This is a genomic window from Rhodoferax sp. BAB1 (assembly GCF_013334205.1).
GTDB lineage: Bacteria > Pseudomonadota > Gammaproteobacteria > Burkholderiales > Burkholderiaceae_C > Hylemonella.
In genome coordinates this window covers 2,248,473-2,272,736 of the sequence record NZ_CP054424.1, presented here as the reverse complement: position 1 = coordinate 2,272,736, position 24,264 = coordinate 2,248,473, and the positions used below count along the sequence as shown (strand labels likewise).

The window sequence follows — 24,264 nt, the reverse complement described above, 5'->3', positions numbered from 1 at the left end:
GCAGCACCCGTAAAGGGCAAAGGGAGAACATGGATACAGGCCGACCTGGAGAGTTTCCTGCCTGGCGCGCACCCGCGGAGGAATACCCGGAGTTGCTCGTGGGCCGGTCCTCACGTGTCTGGGGTGGCTTGCGGGCCCTGCGCCTGCTGGTCCTGGGCGGCTGGCTGGGGGTCACCCTGCTCGCTTTCCTGGTTCCGGGCCTGTCGATGGCCTATCTCGTGGCCTATCCGGTACTGCTGGTCTTTTCGGCCTGGGCCCTGGGCACGGGTTATGGCATCACCCTGTTTGTGTTCAGCTGCCTGGCCGTCGTGGCGCTGGCCGCGGGGCAGGCCATGGGCCTGTTGGCTCATGCGGGGCCGGGCTCCGTGACGTCCTCGGCCGTGACCCTGCTGCTCGCCATGGGGGGGAGCATGGTGATGACCCTGGTCCTGCTGCTGGCCTTTCTCGAGCGTTATGCCGGGATGCGGCAGCTGCACAAGCAGGACCAGCTGGATCTGCAGGCCGCACGGGCCCGCGAAACCGACCTGCGCCTGCTGGCCGATCACCTGCCGGGCCTGGTGTTCGAATGTGACGTGCAGGGCCGCTGTGTTTTCGTCAACCAGCGCCTGGCCCTGTTTTTCGGCAAACCCGCGCAGGCCCTGCTGGGCACGCCCATGGTGGAACTGCTGGGCGGGGGCACGGTGCGCGATTTCTCGACCTACCAGTCCGCCGTGCTGCGGGGGGACGTGGTCGAGTTCAGCATGCGCAGGCTGGCGCCGGACGGCGTCTGGTGCACGGTGGAAGTCACGCTGGTGCCACGCCAGGCGGCCGATTCCGCGCGTGTGGTCGGCTGGTACGGCCTGATCTACGACGTCACCCGCCGCGAGAACGTGACCCTGGAACTGCGCGACAAGGCCACCCACGACGCGCTGACCGGCCTGCCCAATCGCCTGTTGTTCCACGAGCGGCTCGATCATGCGATCCGCAATGCCTTCCGTCGCAAGACCTCGGTGGCGGTGATGTTCATCGACCTGGACAACTTCAAGCGCATCAACGACGTGATGGGGCACGCCGCCGGCGATCTGTTCCTGCGTGAGATGGCGCGCCGCATCACCGGGGCCATCCGCAGCATCGACACGGTGGCGCGGCTGGGCGGTGACGAGTTTGTCGTGCTGGCCGAGGAGGTCGACAACTCGGAGACGGCCGCCCTGATCGCCGACAAGGTGCTGGAGGCTTTGTTGCAGCCGGTGACGATAGGCCATGAGACGGTGTCCGCCGGCGGCAGCATCGGCATTGCCATGGGGCCGCAGGACGGCGACACCGGTGAGGCACTGCTGCAGGCCGCGGACGCGGCGCTCTACGAGGCCAAGGCGGCCGGCCGCAAGTGCTACCGCATCTTCAATGCCGGCCTTGGGGTTGCACCGGAAACCGGCGGTTTCAGCCGGCCTGCGGCGCTCTGAGGGGGCTGCCTCAGGTCACCGGTGCCGGGTTGAACAGCACCAGGGCGTTGTGCAGCTTCCACTGCTCGGCCCAGGTCTTCTTCTTGCCGCTGGCCACATCGAGCAAAAGCTGGAAAAGCTCCCAGCCGGCTTCCTCGATGTTGATTTCGCCATCGGCCACACGGCCGGCGTTCATGTCCATGAGGTCGTGCCAGCGGCGGGCCAGCTCGGTGCGCGTGGCCACCTTGACCACAGGGCATTCGGCCAGGCCATAAGGCGTGCCGCGGCCCGTGGTGAAGACGTGCAGGTTCATGCCCGCAGCCAGCTGCAGCGTGCCGCAGATGAAGTCGCTCGCGGGCGTGGCGGCGTAGACCAGGCCGCGTTGTTCACGGGCCAGCTTGTTGCCGGGCGAGAGCACGTGGGCGATGGGCGCGGTGCCGCTCTTGATGATGGAGCCCATGGCCTTCTCGACGATGTTCGAGAGGCCGCCGGCCTTGTTGCCCGGCGTGGTGTTGGCGGCGCGGTCCACACGGCCGCGTTCCAGGTACTGGTCGTACCAGCCCAGTTCACGCACGATGGCCTCGGCCACCTCGGGTGTGGCGGCGCGGCTGGTGAGCTGTTCCACGGCGTCGCGCACCTCGGTGTTCTCGCTGAACATGATGGTGGCACCGGCGCGCACCAGCAGGTCGGCCATATAACCCACGGCCGGGTTGGCTGTGACGCCGCTGAAGGCATCGCTGCCGCCGCACTGCACGCCCACCACCAGCTCGCTGGCAGGTACCGTTTCGCGGCGGCGGGCGTTGAGGCGCTTCAGGTGCACGTCAGCCTGCGCGACGACGTGGTCGATCATGCTCATGAAACCCACATGTGCGGCGTCCTGCAGGCAGACCACGTCGAGCGCGGTTTCCTTGGCGTCACCGCTGATGGGGATGCTGCCCGGGGGCAGCAGGCGCTCGGGCTGCAGCTTCTCGCAGCCCAGGCTGACCACCATGACCTCACCACCGAAGTTGGGGTTGAGGCTGATGTTGCGCAGCGTGCGGATCGGGATCGGTGCCTCGGGTGCGTCGATGGCCACGCCGCAGCCGTAGCTGTGTTCCAGGCCCACGACACCGTCCACGTTGGGGTACCTGGGCAGCAGTTCCTTGCGGATGCGTTCGACGGCGATCTCGACGACGCCGGCCACGCACTGCACGGTGGTGGTGATGGCCAGCAGATTGCGTGTGCCCACCGAGCCGTCGGCGTTGCGGTAACCCTCGAAGGTGTAGCCCTCCAGCGGCGGCAGCGGGGCCGGCTTGACGGTGGCCATGGGCAGGCCCTGCAGCTCGCGCGCCGCAGGCATGTCCAGCAGGCGTTCGTGCACCCAGCTGCCGGCGGGGATGGCGGTCTTGGCGTAGCCGATGGGCACGCCGTAGCGGATGACGGTGGCGCCGGCCGCGATGTCGACCAGCGCGACCTTGTGCGCCTGCGGCACCTTGTCGCGCAGGGTGATGCCCTCGGCGGGCAGGGCAGTGCCGGCCGGCAGGCCGCCCTCGTTGGCGACGATGGCCACGTTGTCCGTGGCCTGCATGCGGATGATGATGGGTAAGGCGTTCATATGTCAGATGCGGTCGACGATCTCGATCCAGTTGGGGCCCTGGCCCACCGGGAGTCGATGGGTGGCGGTCAGGCGGCCGCTCTCGCCATCGATGCGGTACAGCGTGAGCGCATGCGAGAGCTGGCCGGCCGCGATGAGCCACTGGCCCGAGGCGTCGATCCGGAAACCGCGGGGTTGTGTCTCGGTGGCCTGGTGGCCTACCAGCGTGAGCATGCCACTGTCCGCGTCGACGCGCCAGATGGCCAGGGTGCTGGAGTTGCGTTCGCAGGTGTAGAGGAAACGGCCGTCGGGTGTGAGGTGCAGGTCGGCGGCCCAGGCTTTGCCATCGAATCCGGCCGGCAGGGTGGGCCAGTGCTGGCGCAGGCTCAGCTGGCCCTTCTGATGGTCGATGTCCAGCAGGTCCACCGTGGCGTCGAGTTCATTGAGCAGATAGGCGTGGCGGCCGTTCGGGTGCAGCACCAGGTGGCGCGGCCCGCTGCCCGGGCGTGCGGCCAGGGCCGGCGGCTCGTTGGGTGTGAGCTGCCCGGTGGTCGCGTCGAAGCGCCACTGGAAGACCTGGTCGGTGCCCAGGCTGCTGATGTAGACATGGCGGTTGTCCGGGGCCGGCAGGGCCGCGTGGGCGTTTTTGCCATTGGGCACGATCTGCACGGCGGCCTCGGGTTGGCCGTCGGCGCTTATGGGCGACACGCTGGCACGGTGGCCGCCATAGGAGGCAGCGAGCAGCCAGCGCCCGCTGCGGTCGGTGGCGATCCAGGCCATGCTGTCGGGCAGGGGCGCTTGCCCCAAGGGGCTCAGCTGGCCCGTGGCGGCTATGTTGAACGCGGCGACCGTGAACGGTTCGGAACGCAGGGCCACGTAGAGCTTCTTCTGGTCCGGGCTCAGGGCCAGGGGCATGGCCGTGCCGCCGACCGGCAGGGTCTGGAGGGCGCGCAGGGTGCCTGCGCGCTTGTCCAGCTCCAGCACGCTGATCTCGCGGCTGTCGGCGTTGGACACATAGACGGTGGCCATGTGAGAGGCGACTTGAGAAGAAGACATCGTGTCTGCGCGTCCGTGGTGTTCAATCGGCCTTGATGCCCGCCGCCTTGATCACCTGGGCCCATTTTGCGACTTCCGCTTTCTGGTACTCGCCGAGCTCGGCGGGGGTCATGCTGGAGGGCACCATGCCGAAGCCCTTCAGGCGCGCCTGGACTTCGGGCGTCGCGACGATCTTCATGATCTCCGCGTGCAGGCGATCGACGATGGGTTTGGGCGTGCCTGCCGGCGCGAACACGGCCTGCCAGGAACCCATGTCGAAACCTTTCTGGCCGGCTTCGGCGATGGTGGGCACGTCGGGCAGAGATTCCAGGCGCCTGGAGCTGCTCACGGCGATGGGGCGCAGCTTGCCGGACTGGATGTGGGGGCCGACGATGAGGACGGTGTCGAACATCATGTCCACCTGGCCGCCGATCACGTCCTGCACGGCCGGGCCGCTGCCTTTGTAGGGCACGTGCGTGAACTTCACGCCGGACTGGTAGGCCAGCAGCTCCAGCGCCATGTGCGGCGAGGTGCCGGTGCCCGGCGAGGCCGAGGACAGGCCGCCCGTCCTGGCCCTGCTGCCCGCGAGTACGTCGGCGAGTGTCTTGTAGGGGCTGGAGGCTGGGACCACCAGCACCAGCGGGCCCGAGCCCAGCATGGCCACGGGCGTGAAGGATTTGACGGGGTCGTAGTCGATCTTGGCGTACAGGCTCACATTGATGGAATGCGAGCTGATGGTGCCGCCCATGATGGTGTAGCCGTCGGCGGGCGCGCGCGCGGCGATGGCCGAACCCACGCTGCCACCCGCGCCGCCCTTGTTGTCGATGACCACAGGCGTGCCCAGCGCCGCGCCCAGGGGCTGGGCGATCAGGCGTCCCAGGGTGTCAGTGTTGCCACCGGGCGCAAAAGGCACCAGGTAGGTGATGGCCTTGCCCGTGGGCCAGCTGCCTTGCGCCACGGCGGGCAGGGCGACGAGTGTGCCGCCCAGCAGCAGGGTGCTGGCAGCGAGGGAGCGACAGATCAGCGTACGGCTTTGCATGGTGGTCTCCTGGTTGAAGCTAAGGTCTTCAGTAGCGGGGCTGGATGCCCGTGAAGGCGGGCTCGTACTTCTGCATCTGTGCCAGGTCGTTGCGCTTGCGGATGCCGCAGTGCAGATAGTTGTCGTGCAGGCGGGCCAGGGCCGTACGGTCCAGTGTCACGCCCAGGCCGGGTCCGGTGGGCACGCGCAGGCTGCCGTTTTCGAACTGCAGCCGGCCGCCGGTGATCACTTCCTCGTCCTGCCAGGGGTAATGGGTGTCGCAGGCGTAGGTCAGCAGCGGCACGCTGGCGCAGAGGTGGGTCATGGCCACCAGGCTGATGCCGAGGTGCGAATTGCTGTGCATGGACAGGCCCAGGCCGAAGGTGCGGCACAGGGTGGACAGCCGTTGCGTGGCGCGCAGGCCGCCCCAGTAATGGTGGTCGCTCAGCACGATCCTGACGGGGCAACCCAGCTCGACGTTACGACGGAATTCGGCGAAGTCGGTCACGACCATATTGGTGGCCAGGGGCACCTCGCATTCGCGCGCCACGGCGGCCATGCCGTCCAGGCCGGGGGCGGGGTCTTCGTAGTACTCCAGCACACCACGCAGCTGCTGCAGGATCTTCAGGCTGGTGGCCACGCTCCAGTTGGCATTGGGGTCGATGCGCAGCGGCGTGCCGGGGAAGGCCTGCGCCAGCGCCAGGATGCCGGCGGCTTCCTGTTCGGGGGGCAGGGTGCCGGCCTTGAGCTTGATGCTCTGGAAGCCGTACTGATCGATCATGCGCTGCGCCTGCGCGACCAGCTGTGCGGGCGTGAGCGCCTCGCCCCAGGGATCCGGGGCGTAAGGCTTGTCGATGTGTTCGGCGTATTTGTAGAACAGGTAGGCGGAGTAGGGAACGCGGTCGCGCGCCGCGCCGCCCAGCAGATCCACCACGGGTGCGTTGGCGAGCTGGCCCTGCAGGTCCATCATGGCCACTTCGAAGGCGCTGATCACCTTGGCCACGGTCTTGGACACATGGGTGCCGGGTGCCAGCGAGACCTGCTGGGTCAGGAATTCGGAGGCGGTCTGGACCGGCGGCGTGACCAGGGCTGCCACGCGCGTTTCCATCTCGTTCAGGGCCCAGGGTGACAGGCCCTGCAGCGCGGGCGCGGCCTTGGCCAGCGCCTCCAGCATGGGCAGGTCGCCGTAGCTTTCGTTGATGCCCACCAGGCCCGAGGTCGTCTCGATCTCGATGATGGAGCGCAGGGCCCAGGGCTCGTGGATGCCCGCCGCATTGAGCAGCGGCGGGTCGCGGAAGGCGATGGGCGTGACGCGGACGTGCCGGATCGCGTGCGAGGGGCTCATGTCTGCAGCGTCACTTCAGCAGCAGATTGGGCAGCCACAGGCTGAGCGCGGGGATGTAGGTCACCATGCCCAGCACCAGCAGCAGGGCGATGAAGAAGGGCATCATGGCCTTGACGACCTTTTCGATCGGCAATCGCGCCACCGCGCTGCCGACGAAGAGCACACCACCGACCGGCGGCGTGAGCAGGCCGATGCCCAGGTTCACCATCATGATCATGCCGAAGTGCACCGGGTCGATGCCGATGCTCACGATGACCGGCATCAGGATGGGCGTCATGATGAGGATCAGCGGCGCCATGTCCATCAGCGTGCCCAGGGCCAGCAGCAGCACGTTGATCATCAGCAGCACGACGGTCTGGTTGGACGACAGGCTGGTGATCGCCGCGGTGATCTGCTGCGGGATCATCATCAGCGTCATCACCCAGCCAAAGGCGGCGGCGAAGCCGATCAGGATCATCACGATGGTCAGGGTCTTGACCGTGCGGTGCACCAGCTTGGGCAGGTCGCGCCACTTGTAGTCGCGGTAGATGAACATGGTGACGAAAAAGGCCCAGAGCACCGCGATCGACGCCGACTCGGTGGCCGTGAACACGCCGCTGAGGATGCCGCCCAGGATGATGACCATGGTCATCAGGCCCCAGAGTGCGTCCACGCAGATCTTCAGCGCTTCGCGCATGGGGATGCGGCGGCCGGCCGGGAAGTTGCGCTTGCGCGCGATGACCAGGCACATGATGGCCAGCGTCAGCCCCAGCAGCAGGCCCGGCAGCACACCGGCCAGGAAAAGCGCGGCGATGCTCACCGAGCCGCCCGCGGCCAGCGAATAGATCACGGCGTTGTGGCTGGGCGGGATCAGGATGGCCTGCACGCTGCCGCTGACCGTCACGGCGGTGGCGAAATCGCGCGGGTAGCCCTTTTTCTCCATCTCGGGGATCAGCACCGAGCCGATCGAGGCGGTGTCGGCCATGGACGAGCCCGAGATGGCGCCAAAGAAGGTGGAGGCCAGGATGTTGACCAGGGACAGACCGCCGCGGATGAAACCCACCAGCACCTCGGCAAAGGCCACGAGGCGCCGGCTCATGCCGCCTTCGGCCATGATGGCGCCGGCCAGCACGAAGAAGGGGATGGCAAGCAGGGAGAACTTGTTGACCCCGGCAGCGATCTGGATCATCACCGCGTCCAGCGGGATCTCGATCCACCAGGCACCGACGAGGGCGGCCAGGCCCATGGCGTAGGCCACGGGCATGCCGATGATCATCAGGCCGAAGAAGGTTCCGAGCAGGATGAAAGCGTCCATCAGGCAACTCCTTCCTGGTCATAGGTGACGATGGCGCGTTCCGACTGGCTGCCGCAGCTGATGTGCTCGATGACAAACAGGGCGGTCACCAGCCCGCCGATCGGCACCGGCGTGTAGGTCAGGCCGACCGGAATGAAAGGCAGTTCACCGATGTTCTGGCCCCAGGTGGCGATGCACAGCCGGGTGCCGTAATACAGCATGAACAGGGCCACGGCCAGCATCAGCAGGTGCACCAGGCCGGCCACCGGGCGCTTGATGCCCTGCGGCAGGCGATCGGTGACCAGGGCCACCGCGATGTGCGCACCGGCGCGGTAGCTCACCGCGGCGCCGAGGAAGGTGAACACCACCATCAGCAGGATGGCCACCGGCTCGGGCCACTGCGAACCGGTGCCCAGCACGTAGCGCGTGAAGATGCCCCAGGGAATGATCAGGGTCATGATGGTGATCGCGATGCCGGCCACCCACAGGCAGGCCAGGTACAGGGCGTCGTTGAAGGCGTGGAAGCGTTCTTGCATCGGAGGGGCTCAGAGGTAAACAAAAAAGCCGCCGCGCGTGGGCGGCGGCCTGTCTGGAGATTCCGGGAGGGAATCAGTTCACGGCGCCGATCTTCTTCAGCAGATCGGCGTAGTTGGCGCCGTACTTGGCACGCACGGGAGCGGTGGCTTCAAAGAAGGGCCTGTTGTCGATGTTGATGAACTCGACACCGGCGGCCTTGAGCTTGACGGAGTGTTCTTCCACACTCTTGTCCCATAGCACGCGCTGGTCCAGCTGCGCTTCGCGGCCCAGTTTCTTCACCAGGGCCTGGTCGGCGGCGCTGAGCTTGTCGAACGACACCTTGGACATCACCAGGATCTCGGGGATGATCAGGTGGTTGGTCTGGGTGTAGTACTTGGCGCCAGCCGAGTAGTGGTTGCTGGTGAACATGGAGGGCGGGTTGTTCTCGGCGCCGTCGATCACGCCGGTCTGCAGCGCGGAGAAGACCTCGCCGTAGCCCATGGCGATGCCGTTGCCGCCCATGGCGTTCATGGTGTCGACGAAGAGCGGGTTGCCCATCATGCGGATCTTCTGGCCTTTCAGGTCGGCCGGGCTGCGCACCGGCTTCTTGGTGTACAGGCTGCGGCTACCGCCGTCCATCCAGCCCAGCGCCACCAGCTTGGCGGGGCTGGCGCTGACCTTGGCCAGCAGTTCGTCGCCGACGGCGCCGTCGATCACCTTGCGCATGTGCGGGATGTCGCGGAAGACGAAAGGCATGTTGAAGACGTTGACTTCGGGCACCACCGGGCCGATCACGCCCAGCGAGATACGCGCGATCTGGATGGCGCCCAGCTGCGTCTGCTCGACGACTTCCTTCTCCTGGCCAAGCACGGCACCGGGGAACATCTGGATCTTGATGCGGCCATTGGTGGCGGCTTCCAGTTTCTTGCCCATCATCTCGACGGCCACCACGGTGGGGTAGCCGGCGGGGTGGGTGTCGCTGGCCTTGAGGGTCTGGGCCTGGGCGGCCAGCGGTAGCGTGGCGACCAGGGCCAGCGCGAGGAGGGTGCGGCGAATTTTCATGGTGTTGTCTCCAGGGTGGTTGAAACGGGGCGAGGGGAAATCAGTTCTCGAAAGGGCCTTGCTTGACGAAGCCGCCGCCCTGGTAGATGGCGACCGGGTCGGTGCCGTCGATGCGGGGCTGGCGGGCCTCGACCGCGGCCCGGAAGCGCTCCGAGCTGTCCTGCGGGCGGTAGCCGATGTGGCGGGCCGTGCTGTTGTCATACCAGGCCGTGGCGTTGTCGCTGATGCCGTAGATGATGCTGTGACCGACGATCGGGGCGGTCAGCGCGGACATGACCAGGCGCTCCAGGTCGTCGTAGCTCATCCAGCTGGCCAGCATGCGCCGGTCTTTGGGCTCGGGGAAGGAGGAGCCGATGCGCAGCGACACGGTCTCGATGCCGTAGCGGTCCCAGTAGAACTGGGCCAGGTTCTCGCCGAAGGCCTTGGACAGGCCGTAATAGCTGTCGGGGCGCAAACGCACCTCGGTGTCGATCACCTCGTCCTGGCGGTAGAAGCCAGTCACATGGTTGGAACTGGCGAACACGATGCGTCTGGCGCCGTGCCGGCGGGCGCCCTCGTACACATGGTAGGTACCCACGATGTTGGCCGGCAGGATCTGCTCGAAGGAGAACTCGGTCGAGATGCCGCCCAGATGCACCACGGCATCGACGCCCTGCAGCAGGGTGTCCACGGCGGCCTTGTCTTCCAGGGCCGCGGGCATGACTTCTTCGCCGGGGCCGGCCGGGCCCAGGTCGGCGATGTCCGACAGGCGCAGCACATCGCAGTAGGCCTTGAGGCGGGGGCGCAGTTCCCGGCCCAGGCCGCCGGCGGCGCCGGTGAGCAGGAGTCGGTGGAAACGCAGAGGGGTGGCGTGGGCGGTCGGCATGAAATGTTCGGGTAGGCGCGGGGGTATATCGGCTAAAGTGTTGCTATGACTTGCTTTTTGTCATCAGTTGTCATACAACTATCTTCCGCATGCAAGGCAATCTTGTCAATCTCCAAACGATTGGTGTAAACCCTGATGAGCACTCCTTTCCCGTCCGCCCCCCGCCGCCGGCCCCGCACGCTGGCGCTGGAACTCGTCGATTCCCTGGGGGACCGGATCCGCGATGGCCGCATCGTTCCCGGCGACAAGCTGCCGACCGAGGCCGCCATCATGGAAGAGTTCGGCGTCAGCCGCACCGTGGTGCGCGAGGCGATCTCCAAATTGCAGGCCTCGGGCCTGGTCGAGACACGGCACGGCATCGGCACCTTTGTCGTGGGCATGGGCGATGGCGCGGCCTTCCGCATCGCGCCGGAGCAGATCGCCACCCTGCATGACGTGATCGCCGTGCTGGAGCTGCGCATCGGCCTGGAGACCGAGGCCGCCGCGCTGGCGGCGGCACGCCGCACCGAGCGCAACCTGGCGGAAATGCGCGCGGCGCTCGATGGTTTCGCCGCGGCCCTGGCCGAAGGGCGCGATGCCGTGGGCCCCGACTTCCAGTTCCACCAGGAAATCGCACGTGCCACGCAGAACCCGCACTTCGCCGAGCTCATGAGCACGCTGGGCGCCATGATCATCCCGCGCGCGCGCCTGGGCGCCGGTGCCGACGTCAGCGAGGCCCAGCGCAGCTACCTGCTGCGTGCCAACGCCGAGCACGAGAACATCTTTGATGCCATCCAGAACCAGGACCCGGACGCGGCCCGCGCGGCCATGCGCACGCACCTGGCCAACAGCCGGGAGCGCCGCCGCCGCGCGGCCGTGCTGTCGGCCGACCTGGCCGGCAAATAAGGGCTGCCCGGGCGGCCAGAAAAACCCGGGGGAGGGGTTTGACAATCATTCTTGATGTTGTATGATGACTGACAACAAAAGGTCGGGCAGATCTTTTGGGATCTAGACCTTCGGAGACTCCTCATGCACCCCCAAGAACTCAAAACCATCATGTCCAGCGGACTGCTGTCCTTCCCGCTGACCGACTTTGATGCCCAGGAAAACTTCAACCCCAAGGGCTACGCGGCCCGCCTGGAATGGCTGGCGCCCTATGGCGCCAGCGCCCTGTTCGCAGCCGGCGGCACCGGCGAATTCTTCTCGCTGACGGGCGAGGAATACGCCCGTGTCATCAAGACCGCCGTGGACACCTGCCGCGGCAAGGTGCCCATCATCGCGGGCGCCGGCGGCCCCACGCGTTTTGCCATCCAGTGTGCGCAGGAAGCCGAGCGCGCCGGCGCCCACGGCATCCTGCTGCTGCCGCATTACCTGACCGAAGCCGGCCAGGAAGGGCTGATCGCGCATGTGGAGCAGATCTGCAAGAGCGTGAAGTTCGGTGTCATCGTCTACAACCGCAACGTCTGCAAGCTCACGCCCGAATCCCTGGCCATCCTGGCCGAGCGCTGCCCCAACCTGATCGGCTTCAAGGACGGCATCGGTGACATTGAACTCATGTCTTCCATCTACATGAAGATGGGCGAGCGCTTCGCCTACCTGGGCGGCCTGCCCACGGCCGAGGTCTACGCCGCGGCCTACAAGGCCCTGGGCACGCCCGTGTATTCCTCGGCGGTGTTCAACTTCATTCCCAAGACCGCGATGGACTTCTACCACGCGGTCGCCAGGGACGACATGGCCACGCAGCACCGCCTGCTGCGCGACTTCTTCATGCCCTACCTGCAGATCCGCAACAAGGGCCAGGGGTATGCCGTGAGCATCGTCAAGGCCGGCGCCAAGCTGGTCGGTCACGATGCCGGCCCCGTGCGCGCGCCGCTGACCGACCTGAAACCGGCCGAGATGGACGAACTGGCCGCACTGATCAAGAAACTGGGCCCCCAGTAAACCTCCCCCGACCCATCACCACGAAGGAGACAACCATGAAAAAATTCCTGACCGCATTGACCCTTGCAGCCGCGGCCTGCAGTGCCTGGGCCTGGCCCGACAAACCCGTCACCCTGCTCGTGCCCTTCCCGCCGGGCGGCTCGACCGACCTGATCGCCCGCACCCTGGCACCCAAGCTGCAGGAGAAACTGGGCGGCAGCTTCATCGTCGACAACAAGGCCGGCGCGACCGGCACCATCGGCGCCGGCATCGTCACGCGCGCGGCCCCCGATGGCCACATGCTTTTCGTGTCCTCGCTGGGACCCTTCGTGATCGCCCCGCACCTGCTGGCCAGCGTGCCCTACAACGCGCTCACCGATTTCGACTACATCACGGTCGCCGTGCAGGCCCCCAATGTGCTGGTAGTGCCGGCCGCTTCGCCGCACAAGACCATGGCGGACGTGATCGCCTACCAGAAGGCCAACCCCGGCAAGATGACTTTCGCCTCCTCGGGTAACGGCAGCAGTGACCACCTGACGGCCGAGCTGTACTGGCAGCAGACCGGTACCAGCGGTGTGCACGTGCCTTACCGTGGCGGAGGCCCGGTCATGACCGATCTGCTGGGCGGGCAGGTGGATTCCTCCTTCATGAACATCAACACCGCCATGCCGCAGATCTTGGCCGGCAAGCTGCGCGCCCTGTCCATCACCAGTGCCCAGCGCTCGCCCCTGCTGCCCGGCGTGCCCACGCTGGAAGAACTCGGCATCAAGGAAGCCAACGTCTACTCCTGGCAGGCCATCGCCGCGCCCAAGGGTCTGCCGGCCGACCTCAAGGCCAGGTTGCACGCGGCCATCGTGGCCGCCCTGAACGACCCTGCCGTCAAGCCCAAGCTGCTGGACCTCGGTTTCGAGATCGTGGCCAACACACCCGCGCAGTTCACCGCCTTCCAGGCAGCCGAATTCGCCCGCTGGAAGAACCTGATCTCGAGCCGCAAGATCACGGCCAACTGAGCCCGGCCCGGTGCCCGCTCCTGACGACCATGGTCAGGGGCGGGTTGTTTTTCGTTTTACGCTGTTGCCCATGCCCAACGTCTCGACTCCCCTCGTCACCGAACTGCGCGTCATCCCCGTCGCGGGCCGTGACGGCATGCTGCTCAACCTCAGCGGTGCGCATGCACCGTTTTTTACGCGCAACCTGCTGATCCTGCGCGACAGCGCTGGCCACACCGGTGTGGGTGAGGTGCCGGGTGGCGAGAAGATCCGCCAGACCCTGGAAGACGCACGCGCACTCGTGGTGGGCCAGCCCATCGGCGCTCATCAGCGTGTGCTGCAGCAGGTGCAGCAGAAGTTTGCCGACCGTGATGCCGGCGGCCGCGGCCTGCAGACCTTTGACCTGCGCACCACCATCCATGCCGTGACGGCCGTCGAATCGGCCCTGCTGGACCTGCTGGGCCAGCACCTGGAAGTGCCCGTGGCGGCGCTGCTCGGCGAAGGCCAGCAGCGTGAGGCGGTGGAGATGCTGGGTTACCTCTTTTTCGTCGGTGACCGCAGGAAGACCGATCTGCCGTATGTCGATTCGGCGAGCGAGCCCGAAACAGCCGATGGCTGGTTCCGCCTGCGCCACGAAGAGGCCATGACACCCGAGGCCGTGGTGCGCCTGGCCGAAGCCGCGCGCGAGAAGTACGGCTTCAACGACTTCAAGCTCAAGGGCGGTGTGATGCGCGGCGACGAAGAAGTCGACGCCGTGACCGCGCTGCATAAGCGTTTCCCGCAGGCCCGCGTCACGCTGGACCCCAACGGCGGCTGGCTGCTCAAGGACGCGATCCGCCTGGGCCAGCGCATGCGCGGTGTGGTGGCCTACGCCGAAGACCCCTGCGGTGCCGAAGACGGCTTTTCAGGCCGTGAAGTCATGGCCGAGTTCCGCCGTGCCACCGGCCTGCCCACAGCGACGAACATGGTGGCCACCGACTGGCGCCAGCTCACGCACGCGCTCTCGCTGCAGAGCGTGGACATCCCGCTGGCCGACCCGCATTTCTGGACCATGGCCGGCTCGGTGCGCGTGGCGCAGACCTGCCGTGACTGGGGTCTGACCTGGGGCTCACATTCCAACAACCATTTCGACGTCTCGCTGGCCATGTTCACCCATGTGGCGGCCGCCGCACCCGGCAAGGTCACGGCCATCGACACGCACTGGATCTGGCAGGACGGCCAGCGCCTCACCAAGGAGCCGCTGCAGATAGTTGGTGGTCACGTGCAGGTGCCGAAGAAACCGGGCCTGGGTGTCGAGCTCGACATGGGCGAGGTGGAAAAGGCGCACCAGCTCTATCTGCAGTACGGCCTGGGATCGCGCGACGACGCCACGGCCATGCAGTACCTGATCCCCGGCTGGAAGTTCGACAACAAGCGTCCCTGCATGGTGCGCTGATTGAGGGTCTGTTCGCACTCATTTCTCAAGATGCGTTGTGGATCAAAAAAGTCATGCGGTAGGCGCGTGGACGCCGCCGGGGTCATCCCCCGGCAAGTCCGCGCAACACCCCGCATGGCTTTTTTGGCCACAACCCGAAGGGAACGGGGTGAAAACGGCGCCACTCGTTGTTGCACTCCTCGCCCAGGCGGAGAGCCTGGGCGTCGTCGCGCGCCTAGATTGGCGCCGTTTTTACCCCGTTCGCACTTGAGAAATGAGTGCGAACAGACCCTTATGAGTTGACCTATGAGCACATCTTTCTCTTCCTACAACGCACGTACGGGTGAGGTGCTGAGCGCCCTGACAGCATCGACCCCGGCTGACATCGATGCGACCTGCATGGCCGCCGCCGCGGCCTTCCCGCTCTGGCAGGCCAGCAGCGGCGCGCAGCGCGCCACGCTCTTGCGTGCCCTGGCCGCCGGCCTGGAAGCCGCGCGCGAATCGCTGGTGCCCCTGGCCGACCAGGAAACCGCGCTGGGCCCGGTGCGCCTCAACGGCGAACTCGACCGCACGGCCTTCCAGCTGCGCCGTTTTGCCGACATCAGCGAACGCGGCGTACCCTTTGAATACACGGACGATCCCGCCGTGGCCGGCGTCCCCCCCGCGGGCCATCCCGCCATGCAGCGCTGGGTTGTCCCGCTGGGCCCCGTGGCCATGTACGCGGCGAGCAACTTCCCCTTCGCCTTCTCGGTGCTGGGCGGTGACACGGCCTCGGCCCTGGCTGCCGGTTGTTCCGTGGTGATCAAGGCGCACCCGGGCCACCCGCAACTCTCCTTGCAGACCCACGCCATGATCCGCCAGGTGCTGGCCGCGCAGGGTCTGCCGGCCGGTCTCGTGGGACTGGTGCAGGGTGCGAGCAATGACGTGGGCGTGCAGCTGGTTCGCCACCCGGCCATCGCGGCCGCGGCCTTCACGGGCTCCACGCGCGGCGGCGCTGCATTGGCGGCCGAAGCGGCGGCGCGCCCGCGCCCGATTCCCTTCTATGGCGAGCTGGGTTCCATCAACCCCGTGATCGCCTTGCCGGCCGAGTTGAAGGCCAAGGGTGCCGAGCTGGCCACCACGCTGGCCGGCTCCATCACCCTGGGCTGTGGTCAGTTCTGCACCAACCCCGGTGTCATCGTGCTGCTCGACGCCGGGCCGGCCGATGCGAAAGCTGTGAACGACGCCTTCGTGCAGCAGTTGGGACTGGCCCTGGCCGGCCAGAACCCGCACGCCATGCTCACCCAGGGCATGCGCAAGAACTTCGATGCGGGCGTGGCCCATTGGGGTGAGGCGGGTGCTGACTTCGTCGTGCACGAGGTCGCCGCTGCGGGCCAGCCGCCGCGCCCGGTGCTGGCGCAGGTGAGTGCCGATGCTTTCATCGCCAAGCTGGCCCTGCGTGAAGAAGTCTTTGGCCCCGGCAGCCTCATCGTGCGTGCGGCCAGCGTGGCCCAGGCCCTGCAGGTGCTGCAGGCCGTGGGCGGCTCGCTGACCGTCACCGTCTGGGGCGCGCAAACCGAGAGCGCGGAGGTGCAGGCGCTCGTGCGCGGTGCCATGGCCATCGCCGGCCGGGTGCTGTTTGCCGGTGTGCCCACGGGTGTGGCCGTCACGGCGGCCCAGCAGCACGGTGGCCCCTGGCCCAGCAGCACCCGGCCCGAGAGCACCTCGGTCGGTGATGCGGCACTGCTGCGTTTCCTGCGCCCGGTCTCGCTGCAAGACGCGCCGGCCTGGCTGCTGGCGCGCCAGGGACGGCCGCTCTGATTTAGCCCAGGTTTAGCCCCAGGTCCGCGCCAGGGCCTGGGCGGCCTCCTGCAGACGCGGCAACTTCTCGATCGCCTGCGCCAGCGACATGCGGGCCACCGGGGCCTGCAGCGCCACGGCGCAGCGCGCGCCTTGCCCGTCCGGGCCGCGCACCGGCACGGCAACGCAGACCAGGCCTTCCACGAACTCCTCGGCATCCACCGAATAGTCGTCCTTGCGGATGCGCTTGAACTCGGCATCGAGCGCCTCCCGGGTGGTCAGCGTGGTGGCGGTATGGCGCTCCAGCGGCAGGCCGTCGAGCAGGGCGTTGCGCTGCGCGGCTGGCAGGTGGGCCAGCAGCAGCTTGCCGCTGGCCGAGCAGTGGATGGGCACGCGCGTGCCCGGCCGCAGGTTGAGCTGCAAGGGGAAGGCCGACTCGATGCGGTCCAGGTACAGCACCTCGCTGCCCGAGAGCGCCGTGAAGTTGCAGCTCTCGCCCACGTCGGCTACCAGCTGGCGCAGCACGGCGTGGCGCACGCCCTGCTGGGTGCTGCCGGCCAGGGCCGCCTCGGACAGGCGCAGCAGGCGCGGTGCCAGCGCGTAACGGCGGCCGTCGGGCTCGCGCAGCAGCAGTTCACCGGCCTCCAACTGCGCCAGCATGCGGTGCACCGTGGGCTTGGGCCAGCCGCTGGTGGCCACGGCCTCGGCCAGGGTCAGCGCGCGGCCTTCGCGCACCAGCACTTCCAGCAGGTCGAAGAGGCGCAGGCCGGGGGAGGGGGCTGATTTTTCCGTCATTAATCTCTGATTTCGAGACGATTTAACAAAATATTCCGGAATATTCTCGCACTCTCTTACAGTCCAAGACAAGCCTTAAAACCAGAACATCGCTACCAGAGACTCCATGCCCGTCGTTTCCCTGCCGTTTCGCAATGCCGTGATCACCGGTGCCTGTGGCGGCCTGGGCCAGGCGCTGGCGCGCGAGCTGCTGGCTGCCGGTGCGCAGGTGGCGCTGGTCGGGATGAACCGTGAGGTGCTCGAAGCGCTGGCGGCTTCGGCCCCGGGCCGCTGCGCCATCTACACACCCGACGTGGCCGACAGCGTGGGCATGCAGGCGCTGGCGGCCGACTGGATACAGCGCGCCGGCCTGCCGGACCTGGTGATTGCCAACGCCGGCGTGGCCGGTGGTTACGAGACCGCCGAGGCCGGCGACCTGGCCGTGATGCGTCGCATGCTGGAGATCAACCTGCTGGGCCCCGCCACCACCTTCCAGCCTTTTGTGGTGGCCGCGCGTGCGCAGCCGAAACACCGCTGTGCCCTGGTCGGCGTGGCCAGCATCGCGGGCTGGCGCGGTATGCCGGGCAACGGCGCTTACTGCGCCAGCAAGGGCGGCCTGATCCGTTATTTGGAAAGCCTGCGCGCCGAATGCCGTGGCAGTGGCCTGAGCGTGCACACGGTCAGCCCCGGTTACCTGCGCACGGCGCTCACGGCCGGCAACCGCTTTGCCATGCCGGGGCTGATGTCGCCCGAGGACGCCGCGCACGCATTGCTTGCGGGCGTGGCGCGCGGGCGCGAGCACATCGTGCTGCCCCGGCGCATCGGCTGGCTCTCGCGCCTGCTGTCCTGTCTGCCGGCGCGCTGGCATGACCGCCTGCTGCGCAGCCAGCCGCGCAAGCCGCGGGTGGGGGAGGCCGGTGCCACCGCCATCCCCGGCCTGAATCCGCCGCCCGGTCCCTGAGCCGGCCGCAGCGTCCAGCGATTTCCCAGAACGACCACGAGACACTCCGACCATGCCTGTTGCTTCCTCCGCCTCCGTTCCCACCCAGCAGATGATCGCGCTCATCGGCGCCGGCCCCTCCGGCCTGGCGGGCGCACGCAACCTGCAAAAGCTCGGCATTCCCTTCCAGGGCTTCGAGGCCTACTCCGATGTGGGCGGCCTGTGGAACATCGACAACCCGCGCTCCACCGTCTACGAGTCGGCGCACCTGATCTCCAGCAAGCGCACCACCGAGTTCACCGAATTCCCCATGCCCGAGGGTACGGCCGACTACCCCGGCCACCGCGAGCTGTGCCGCTACTTCAGCGACTTCGCCGACCACTTCGACCTGCGTCGCCACTACCGCTTCGGTGTGCGTGTGTTGAAAGTCGAGCCGGTCAGCGAGCGCCCCGATACGCTGTGGCGCGTCAGCATCGATGCCGGTGAGGGCCGCATCGAGACCGCCGAGTACAAGGGCGTGATCATCGCCAACGGCACGCTGGCCGAGCCGAACATGCCGCGCTTCGAAGGGCAGTTCGACGGCGAGCTGCTGCACACCTCGGCCTACAAACACGCCCGGCAGTTCACGGGCAAGCGCGTGCTCATCGTGGGCGCCGGCAACTCGGGCTGCGATATCGCGGTGGACGCGGTGCACTATGCGCAGAGCGTGGACATCTCGGTGCGGCGCGGTTATTACTTCGTGCCCAAATACGTGTTCGGCAAACCGGCCGACACCCTGGGCGGCAAGCGGCCGCTGCCGGCCTGGCTCAAGCAGAAGGTCGACAGCACCGTGCTCAAGTGGTTCACGGGCGACCCCACGCGCTTCGGCTTTCCCAAGCCCGAGTACAAGATGTACGAGTCGCATCCCGTGGTGAACTCGCTGATCCTGCACCACCTGGGCCACGGCGACATCCACGTCAAGCCCGACATTGCCCGCTTCGAGGGCCGCACCGTGCACTTCAAGGACGGCACCCAGCAGGACTACGACATGGTGCTGGCCGCCACCGGCTACACCCTGCACTACCCCTTCATCGCGCGCGAACACCTCAACTGGCAGGGTATGGCCCCGCAGCTCTACCTCAACATCTTCGCGCCGCGTTACCAGCGCCTGGCGATGCTGGGCATGATCGAGGCCAGCGGCATCGGCTGGCAGGGCCGTTACGAACAGGCCGAACTGGTGGCGCGTTATTTCAAGGCGCTGGACGAACAGAAGCCGCAGGCCCGTGCCCTGCAGGCCGCGATGACCGGGCCCGCGCCCGACATGTCGGGCGGCTACAAATACCTCAAGCTCGAACGTATGGCCTACTACGTCCACAAGGACACCTACCGCGCCGCCGTGCGCCAGGCTGCAGCCGCGCTGGCTTGATCACACGGATCACAGGGAGACACACATGCTGCCGGTCGACGAAATACGCCTGAACTTCAACCCCGCCTCGCTCATGGTGCTCAACGCCGTGTTGGGTTTCCTGATGTTCGGCATTGCGCTGGACACCCGGGTGGACGACTTCAAGCGCGTGGCCAGGATGCCCTGGGCCATGGCCGTGGGCATTGCCGCGCAGTTCATCGTGCTGCCCGCCGTCACCTACGTGCTCACCCTGCTGCTGGGCGTGGGCCCCAGCATCGCGCTGGGCATGATCCTGGTGGCCTGCTGCCCGCCGGGCAATGTGAGCAACATCCTCACGCACCGCGCGCGCGGCAACGTGGCCCTGTCGGTGTCCATGACGGCCATCTCCAACGCCATCGCCATCGTGGTCATGCCGCTGAACTTCGCCTTCTGGGGCAGCCTGCATCCGGATGCCTCGGCCCTGCTCAAGACCATTGCGCTGGACCCGGTCGAGATGGTGGGGCACATCGTGGCCATCATCGGCCTGCCCTTCGTGCTGGGCCTGCTGTGCGCGCACCAGCTGCCCAATTTCACGCAGCGCGTGAAAAAGACCGTGCGCATCGTGAGCTTCCTGGCGCTGATCGCTTTCATCATCGGTGCCATCGCGGGCAACTGGCGCTTTTTCCTCGACTACGTGGGCCTGGTGCTGCTGGCCGTGGTCCTGCACGATGCCCTGGCCTTCGGCACGGGTTACGTCTGCGCGCGCGTGACGGGCTTGCAGGACTACGACCGCCGCGCCGTGAGCATCGAGGTCGGCATCCGCAACGCCGGCCTGGGCCTGGTGCTGATCTTCAGCTTCTTCGGCGGCCTGGGTGGCATGGCCGTGGTGGCTGGCGTCTGGGGCTTCTGGGACATCATCGCCGGCCTGGCCCTGGCCAGCTGGTGGGGGCGCCGCGCCCCGGTACCTGCCCCGGAGGAGTTGCGCGCATGACCATGAACGCCACGCCGCGCGCGCGGCGCATCCTGGTCACGGGAGCCGACGGTTTCCTGGGGCGGGGTGTGATCGCCGCCCTGGCACAACGCGACGAAACCGACGTGGTGCTGGCCCTGGACGTGCGCGAGGTGCCCATGCAAAGGCGCGAGGCCGGCGTGCTCTACCGCCAGCTGGACGTGCGCGACCCGGCCCTGCGGGCCACCCTGCGCGAGCATGCCATCGACACCGTGGTGCACCTGGCCTCCATCGTCACCCCCGGGCGCGATTCGAACCGCGAATTCGAATACGACGTGGACGTGAATGGCACGCGCAACGTGCTGCAGGCCTGCGTGGACGAGGGCGTGTCCCATGTGCTGGTGTCCTCCAGCGGCGCGGCCTACGGTTACCACGCCGACAACGCGCCCTGGCTGACGGAATTGCATGCGCTGCGCGGCAACGAGAGTTTTGCCTACGCCCACCACAAGCGCCTGGTGGAGGAGATGCTGGCCGACTGGCGGCAGAAACATCCGCAGCTGGCGCAGACGGTCTTTCGCATCGGCACCATCCTGGGCGAGCGGGTCGACAACCAGATCACGGCGTTGTTCGAGAAACCCCGCCTGCTGGCCGTGCGCGGCAGCGACAGCCCCTTCGTTTTCATCTGGGACCAGGACGTGACGGGTGCGATGCTGCATGCCCTGGAAGGCGCCGAACCCGGTTGCTACAACCTGGCCGGTGACGGCGCGCTCACCATCCAGCAGATCGCCCTGCGCCTGGGCAAGCGCACGCGCGAGCTGCCGGCCTGGCTGCTGATAACCGCGCTGGCCATCGGCTCGCGGCTGGGCCTGACCCGTTACGGGCCCGAACAGCTGGACTTCCTGCGCTACCGGCCCGTGCTGCTCAACACCGCGCTCAAGCAGCGCTTCGGTTATGTGCCGCGCAAGTCCAGCGCCCAGGCGCTGGACGCCTTCATCGCTGCGCGGGAGCGCCAGGGGCGCCCGGTGACGCGGAGAGAAGCCGCGTGACACAGCGCGCACTCTCGGCCGGGGACTTGCTGCGTGTCCTGGGCGTGGTCGTCATCTGGGGCCTGAACTTCGTCGTGATGAAGATCGGCCTGCTGTCGCTCAGCCCCATGCTGCTGGGCGCGCTGCGTTTCACGGCGGCCTCCCTGCCTTTCCTGCTCTTCGTGCCGCGGCCCACCTTGCCCTGGAAATACGTCGTCGCCTACGGGCTGGCGCAGGGCGTTGGCCAGTTCGGTTTCCTGTTCCTGGGCCTCAAGCTGGGCATGACGGCGGGTATGGCCTCGGTGGTCATGCAGACCCAGGCCTTCTTCACGCTGCTCATGGCCGTGACCTTGCTGGGGGAGCGCGCAAGGCTGGTCCAGTGGCTGGGCCTGTGCATCTCCTTCGCCGGCCTGCTGATGATCGCCGGCGCCCACGGTGAGGGCGCGCAGCAGATGACGCTGGCGGGTTTCATCCTCACCCTGGGTGCGGCCTTCATGTGGGCCGTCTCCAACCTGGTGGCGCGCAAGGCGGCGCAGGCGGGGCATTACGAGCCCTTTCCCTTCATCGTCTGGAGCAGCCTGGTGCCCATCGTTCCTTTCTTCGCGCTGTCCTGGTGGGTGGACGGCCCGCAGCAGTTGAGCGCGCAGCTGCTGGCCTTCGACGCCAAGGCCCTGTTCGCCGTGCTCTACCTGGCCCTGCTGGCCACGCTGCTGGCCTACAGCCTGTGGACGCGTCTGCTGCAACGCCACCCGGCGGGGCGTGTCACCCCCTTCTCGCTGCTGGTGCCGGTGGTGGGCCTGGTGGCCGCCATGGCCCTGCTGGGCGAACAGCCCAGCGCCCTGCAGTGGGCCGGTACCGTGGCCGTGCTCTGCGGCATGCTGGTGAACCAGAGCGGGGGCTGGTGGCGGCGCTGAGCTTGTGGGTGTATCCCCCGTTTGGGGGATAGGCTTATGGAGGGGCGAAACCTAGAATCTTGCCGATTAGGTGTTCTATTTTCCGCAGGCTCTGCGCTCTAAATTTTCTAGGCGTTGTGATCTATGTCTCGCCGCTCAGTTAAAGCTTCATTTTTGAAGCGCTACACCGATCTTCCTTCCACATTGGCTGTGCTGCGCAATCGCGAAATTACGTTGCTCAGTCCTATGACATGGGACGATACAAATGATCGAGGTACCTTGGCACACTATGCCGAGCGAGGGAAGCTCAATACGTTGCTAGGTATTTGCTTCTCGCAAGCGATAGAGACATATCATCATTGGAAAGTTTTTTCTCCGGGATCAGCTGGCGTTTGCATCTATTACTTCAAAGAAAAACTTCTGGAGGCTGTCCCCAAAGATGGATTCACGCATCGCCTTGTCGATTACAAGTCGCCAACCGAACTGCTTGCCTCCTACGCATCATTGGCTGATATGCCTTTCACTAAAGGAGAGGCATATCGCGATGAAATCGAATACAGAATCATCTACACATCGATAGTCGAAGAGGTTAGAGATAAGACTATCCCGATTGATTTGGGTGTTATTCGATCTATAGTCCTTAGCCCGTGGATGGCACCAGCACTTTTTGAGGCGACAAAAGCATCAATACTGGAAATTGAGGGATGCGCTGACATTCCAATTACACAGTCTCCGGTCGTGTCCAATCAAGCTTGGCTTCAATATGTCAAGAACATCTAACGCAAGCGTTTAGATGAATAGTCTTCCGTCGTAATGCTTGCCTTGTCATGACCCCATCCCCGGACGACCTCGCCGACGCCAACCTCCTGCAAGCGCTGCGCGAGCATGCACGCTGGCAGGAGCCTTGCACCTGTGTGGAAGAGGGGGGTGTGCTGATGATGGCGGGAGCGAATGCCTTTCCCGGGGCTTTCCGCAACTGCGTGGTGCGGGTCGATGCCGGCGTTCCGGCCGCCGAGGTCTTGCAGCGGGCGCATGCCTTCTTCGCGCAACGCAAGCGCGGCTACACGCTGCTGGCGCGGGCCAGCCGTGATGCGGACCTGATCGCCGCGCTGCAAACCGCAGGGATGACACCGCTGGCGGATAGCCCCTGCATGCTGATCGATCAAGCTGTGGCAGAGCCCGAGCTGCCGGCCGGTATCCGCATCGAACGCATGACGGAACTGCGCCATGTGCAGGACGCCGTGGCCATCAACGCCGAGGCCTACGAGGCGCTCAAGCTGCCAGCGGCGGAAACACGGGTGTTCTTCGGGCGGCCGCAGGAGGTTCTGTCGCCGCGCATCGTGGGTTTTGTCGCCTACCGCGACGGGGTGCCGCTGTCCACGGCGCTGACGCTGCTCAGCGGCGAGGGGGCAGGGGTGTACTGGGTGGGCACGGCGGCCGCGGCGCGGCGTTCGGGCCTGGGCGAGTTGTGCACGCGACTGGCGACCAACGCCGGCTTCGCTGCCGGTGCGCGGGTGGTGACGCTGCAGGCCAGCCCCTTTGGCGAGCCGATCTACCGGCGGCTCGGTTACCGGACCTACGACCGGCAGCTGCGTTTCCGCTTCCCGGTGCCAGAGAGCGCCGGGGCCTGAAAACTCAGCCGGCCAGCGCGGCCTTCACGGCGGCCGAGACCTGGCCCATTTCGGCCTTGCCGGCCAGGCGGGTCTTGACCACGCCCATGACCTTGCCCATGTCGCCCGGGCCCTTGGCGCCGAGTTCGGCCACGATGGCTTTCACTTCGGCCAGCACTTCATCAGCCGAGAGGCGTTGGGGCAGATAGGCTTCCAGCACCTTGATCTCGGCGCTTTCCTTGTCGGCCAGGTCCTGGCGCGCGGCCTGCACATAGGCGGCGACCGAGTCCTTGCGTTGTTTGATCAGCTTGTCGATGATGCCGACGACGTTGGCGTCATCCAGCGTGACGCGCTCGTCCACTTCCTTCTGCTTCATGGCGGCCAGCAGCAGGCGGATGGTGCCCAGGCGCTCGCTGTCCTTGGCGCGCATGGCGGCCTTCATGTCTTCAGTGATCTGGTCTTTGAGGGACATATCTATCTCCGGAAAAAACAAAACCCGCGCCTGGCGTCCCGAGCGCGGGTTG

Annotated in this window: 23 protein-coding genes; 13 read left to right on the top strand and 10 right to left on the bottom strand. The window is 66.7% G+C overall.

What is annotated here, in order from left to right; all coding sequences use genetic code 11:
- The first annotated feature begins 29 nt into the window (after nt 1-29).
- Nucleotides 30-1,439 (top strand): GGDEF domain-containing protein, encoded by a 1,410-nt coding sequence (locus tag HTY51_RS10930; protein WP_174252773.1) that lies wholly within the window; start codon nt 30-32, stop codon nt 1,437-1,439.
- 10 nt (nt 1,440-1,449) lie between these two features.
- Here the strand turns inward: HTY51_RS10930 and garD are convergent, their stop codons facing one another.
- The 8 genes from garD to HTY51_RS10890 form a co-directional block, all read right to left on the bottom strand.
- On the bottom strand, nt 1,450-3,012 hold the full coding sequence (gene garD / locus HTY51_RS10925; protein WP_254606857.1) for a galactarate dehydratase: 1,563 nt from the start codon (nt 3,010-3,012) through the stop codon (nt 1,450-1,452).
- Nucleotides 3,013-3,015: 3 nt separating this feature from the next.
- Nucleotides 3,016-4,020 (bottom strand): beta-propeller fold lactonase family protein, encoded by a 1,005-nt coding sequence (locus HTY51_RS10920; RefSeq protein WP_174252772.1) that lies wholly within the window; start codon nt 4,018-4,020, stop codon nt 3,016-3,018.
- 49 nt (nt 4,021-4,069) lie between these two features.
- Nucleotides 4,070-5,065 (bottom strand): tripartite tricarboxylate transporter substrate binding protein, encoded by a 996-nt coding sequence (locus HTY51_RS10915; protein WP_174252771.1) that lies wholly within the window; start codon nt 5,063-5,065, stop codon nt 4,070-4,072.
- A gap of 28 nt (nt 5,066-5,093) precedes the next feature.
- Entirely contained in the window at nt 5,094-6,389 is a 1,296-nt protein-coding gene (locus tag HTY51_RS10910; RefSeq protein ID WP_174252770.1) for a glucarate dehydratase family protein, read from the bottom strand.
- 10 nt (nt 6,390-6,399) lie between these two features.
- Nucleotides 6,400-7,683, bottom strand: a complete 1,284-nt coding sequence (locus HTY51_RS10905; RefSeq protein WP_174252769.1) for a TRAP transporter large permease — start codon at nt 7,681-7,683, stop codon at nt 6,400-6,402.
- Complete coding sequence (locus tag HTY51_RS10900) at nt 7,683-8,198, bottom strand: TRAP transporter small permease (protein ID WP_174252768.1); 516 nt, start codon at nt 8,196-8,198, stop codon at nt 7,683-7,685. Before HTY51_RS10900 ends, HTY51_RS10905 begins: the two co-directional genes overlap by 1 nt.
- 73 nt (nt 8,199-8,271) lie before the next feature.
- A complete protein-coding gene (locus HTY51_RS10895; RefSeq protein WP_174252767.1) occupies nt 8,272-9,240 on the bottom strand; it encodes a TRAP transporter substrate-binding protein in 969 nt (322 codons plus the stop codon).
- A gap of 40 nt (nt 9,241-9,280) precedes the next feature.
- Nucleotides 9,281-10,105, bottom strand: coding sequence for an NAD(P)-dependent oxidoreductase (locus HTY51_RS10890; RefSeq protein WP_174252766.1), 825 nt, complete (start codon nt 10,103-10,105; stop codon nt 9,281-9,283).
- A 135-nt stretch (nt 10,106-10,240) separates the two neighbouring features.
- Between HTY51_RS10890 and HTY51_RS10885 the strand changes: the two genes are divergently transcribed.
- From HTY51_RS10885 to HTY51_RS10865, 5 genes are all read left to right on the top strand, one after another.
- The gene (locus HTY51_RS10885) at nt 10,241-10,990 is read left to right on the top strand and encodes a FadR/GntR family transcriptional regulator (RefSeq protein ID WP_174252765.1); all 750 of its coding nucleotides are present in this window, start codon (nt 10,241-10,243) and stop codon (nt 10,988-10,990) included.
- A gap of 123 nt (nt 10,991-11,113) precedes the next feature.
- Complete coding sequence (kdgD, locus tag HTY51_RS10880; RefSeq protein ID WP_174252764.1) at nt 11,114-12,025, top strand: 5-dehydro-4-deoxyglucarate dehydratase; 912 nt, start codon at nt 11,114-11,116, stop codon at nt 12,023-12,025.
- 35 nt (nt 12,026-12,060) lie between these two features.
- A complete protein-coding gene (locus HTY51_RS10875; protein WP_174252763.1) occupies nt 12,061-13,014 on the top strand; it encodes a tripartite tricarboxylate transporter substrate binding protein in 954 nt (317 codons plus the stop codon).
- Between the two features lie 70 nt (nt 13,015-13,084).
- Nucleotides 13,085-14,428 carry a glucarate dehydratase gene (gene gudD, locus HTY51_RS10870; protein WP_174252762.1) on the top strand — a complete coding sequence of 448 codons (1,344 nt, stop codon included), beginning with the start codon at nt 13,085-13,087 and terminating at the stop codon, nt 14,426-14,428.
- Nucleotides 14,429-14,713: 285 nt separating this feature from the next.
- Nucleotides 14,714-16,207: an aldehyde dehydrogenase (NADP(+)) gene (locus HTY51_RS10865; RefSeq protein ID WP_174252761.1), complete on the top strand. Its 1,494-nt coding sequence runs from the start codon at nt 14,714-14,716 to the stop codon at nt 16,205-16,207.
- A 12-nt stretch (nt 16,208-16,219) separates the two neighbouring features.
- On the opposite strand, the gene HTY51_RS10860 is transcribed toward HTY51_RS10865, so the two are convergent.
- On the bottom strand, nt 16,220-16,981 hold the full coding sequence (locus HTY51_RS10860; RefSeq protein WP_174252760.1) for an IclR family transcriptional regulator: 762 nt from the start codon (nt 16,979-16,981) through the stop codon (nt 16,220-16,222).
- 106 nt (nt 16,982-17,087) lie between these two features.
- On the opposite strand from HTY51_RS10860, the gene HTY51_RS10855 reads away from it, so the two are divergent.
- The 7 genes from HTY51_RS10855 to HTY51_RS10825 all read left to right on the top strand — a co-directional run bounded on the left by HTY51_RS10855 (nt 17,088) and on the right by HTY51_RS10825 (nt 23,761).
- On the top strand, nt 17,088-17,921 hold the full coding sequence (locus HTY51_RS10855; protein ID WP_174252759.1) for an SDR family oxidoreductase: 834 nt from the start codon (nt 17,088-17,090) through the stop codon (nt 17,919-17,921).
- A gap of 52 nt (nt 17,922-17,973) precedes the next feature.
- Entirely contained in the window at nt 17,974-19,305 is a 1,332-nt protein-coding gene (locus HTY51_RS10850) for an NAD(P)/FAD-dependent oxidoreductase (RefSeq protein WP_174252758.1), read from the top strand.
- Nucleotides 19,306-19,330: 25 nt separating this feature from the next.
- Nucleotides 19,331-20,254, top strand: a complete 924-nt coding sequence (locus HTY51_RS10845) for a bile acid:sodium symporter family protein (protein WP_174252757.1) — start codon at nt 19,331-19,333, stop codon at nt 20,252-20,254.
- Nucleotides 20,251-21,258: an SDR family oxidoreductase gene (locus HTY51_RS10840; RefSeq protein WP_174252756.1), complete on the top strand. Its 1,008-nt coding sequence runs from the start codon at nt 20,251-20,253 to the stop codon at nt 21,256-21,258. Before HTY51_RS10845 ends, HTY51_RS10840 begins: the two co-directional genes overlap by 4 nt.
- Nucleotides 21,255-22,151: an EamA family transporter gene (locus tag HTY51_RS10835; protein WP_174252755.1), complete on the top strand. Its 897-nt coding sequence runs from the start codon at nt 21,255-21,257 to the stop codon at nt 22,149-22,151. Before HTY51_RS10840 ends, HTY51_RS10835 begins: the two co-directional genes overlap by 4 nt.
- A 153-nt stretch (nt 22,152-22,304) precedes the next feature.
- Complete coding sequence (locus HTY51_RS10830) at nt 22,305-22,910, top strand: DUF2971 domain-containing protein (RefSeq protein ID WP_174252754.1); 606 nt, start codon at nt 22,305-22,307, stop codon at nt 22,908-22,910.
- Between the two features lie 47 nt (nt 22,911-22,957).
- Nucleotides 22,958-23,761 carry a GNAT family N-acetyltransferase gene (locus HTY51_RS10825; RefSeq protein ID WP_174252753.1) on the top strand — a complete coding sequence of 268 codons (804 nt, stop codon included), beginning with the start codon at nt 22,958-22,960 and terminating at the stop codon, nt 23,759-23,761.
- Nucleotides 23,762-23,765: 4 nt separating this feature from the next.
- On the opposite strand, the gene HTY51_RS10820 is transcribed toward HTY51_RS10825, so the two are convergent.
- Nucleotides 23,766-24,212: a GatB/YqeY domain-containing protein gene (locus tag HTY51_RS10820; protein ID WP_174252752.1), complete on the bottom strand. Its 447-nt coding sequence runs from the start codon at nt 24,210-24,212 to the stop codon at nt 23,766-23,768.
- Nucleotides 24,213-24,264 lie beyond the last annotated feature (52 nt).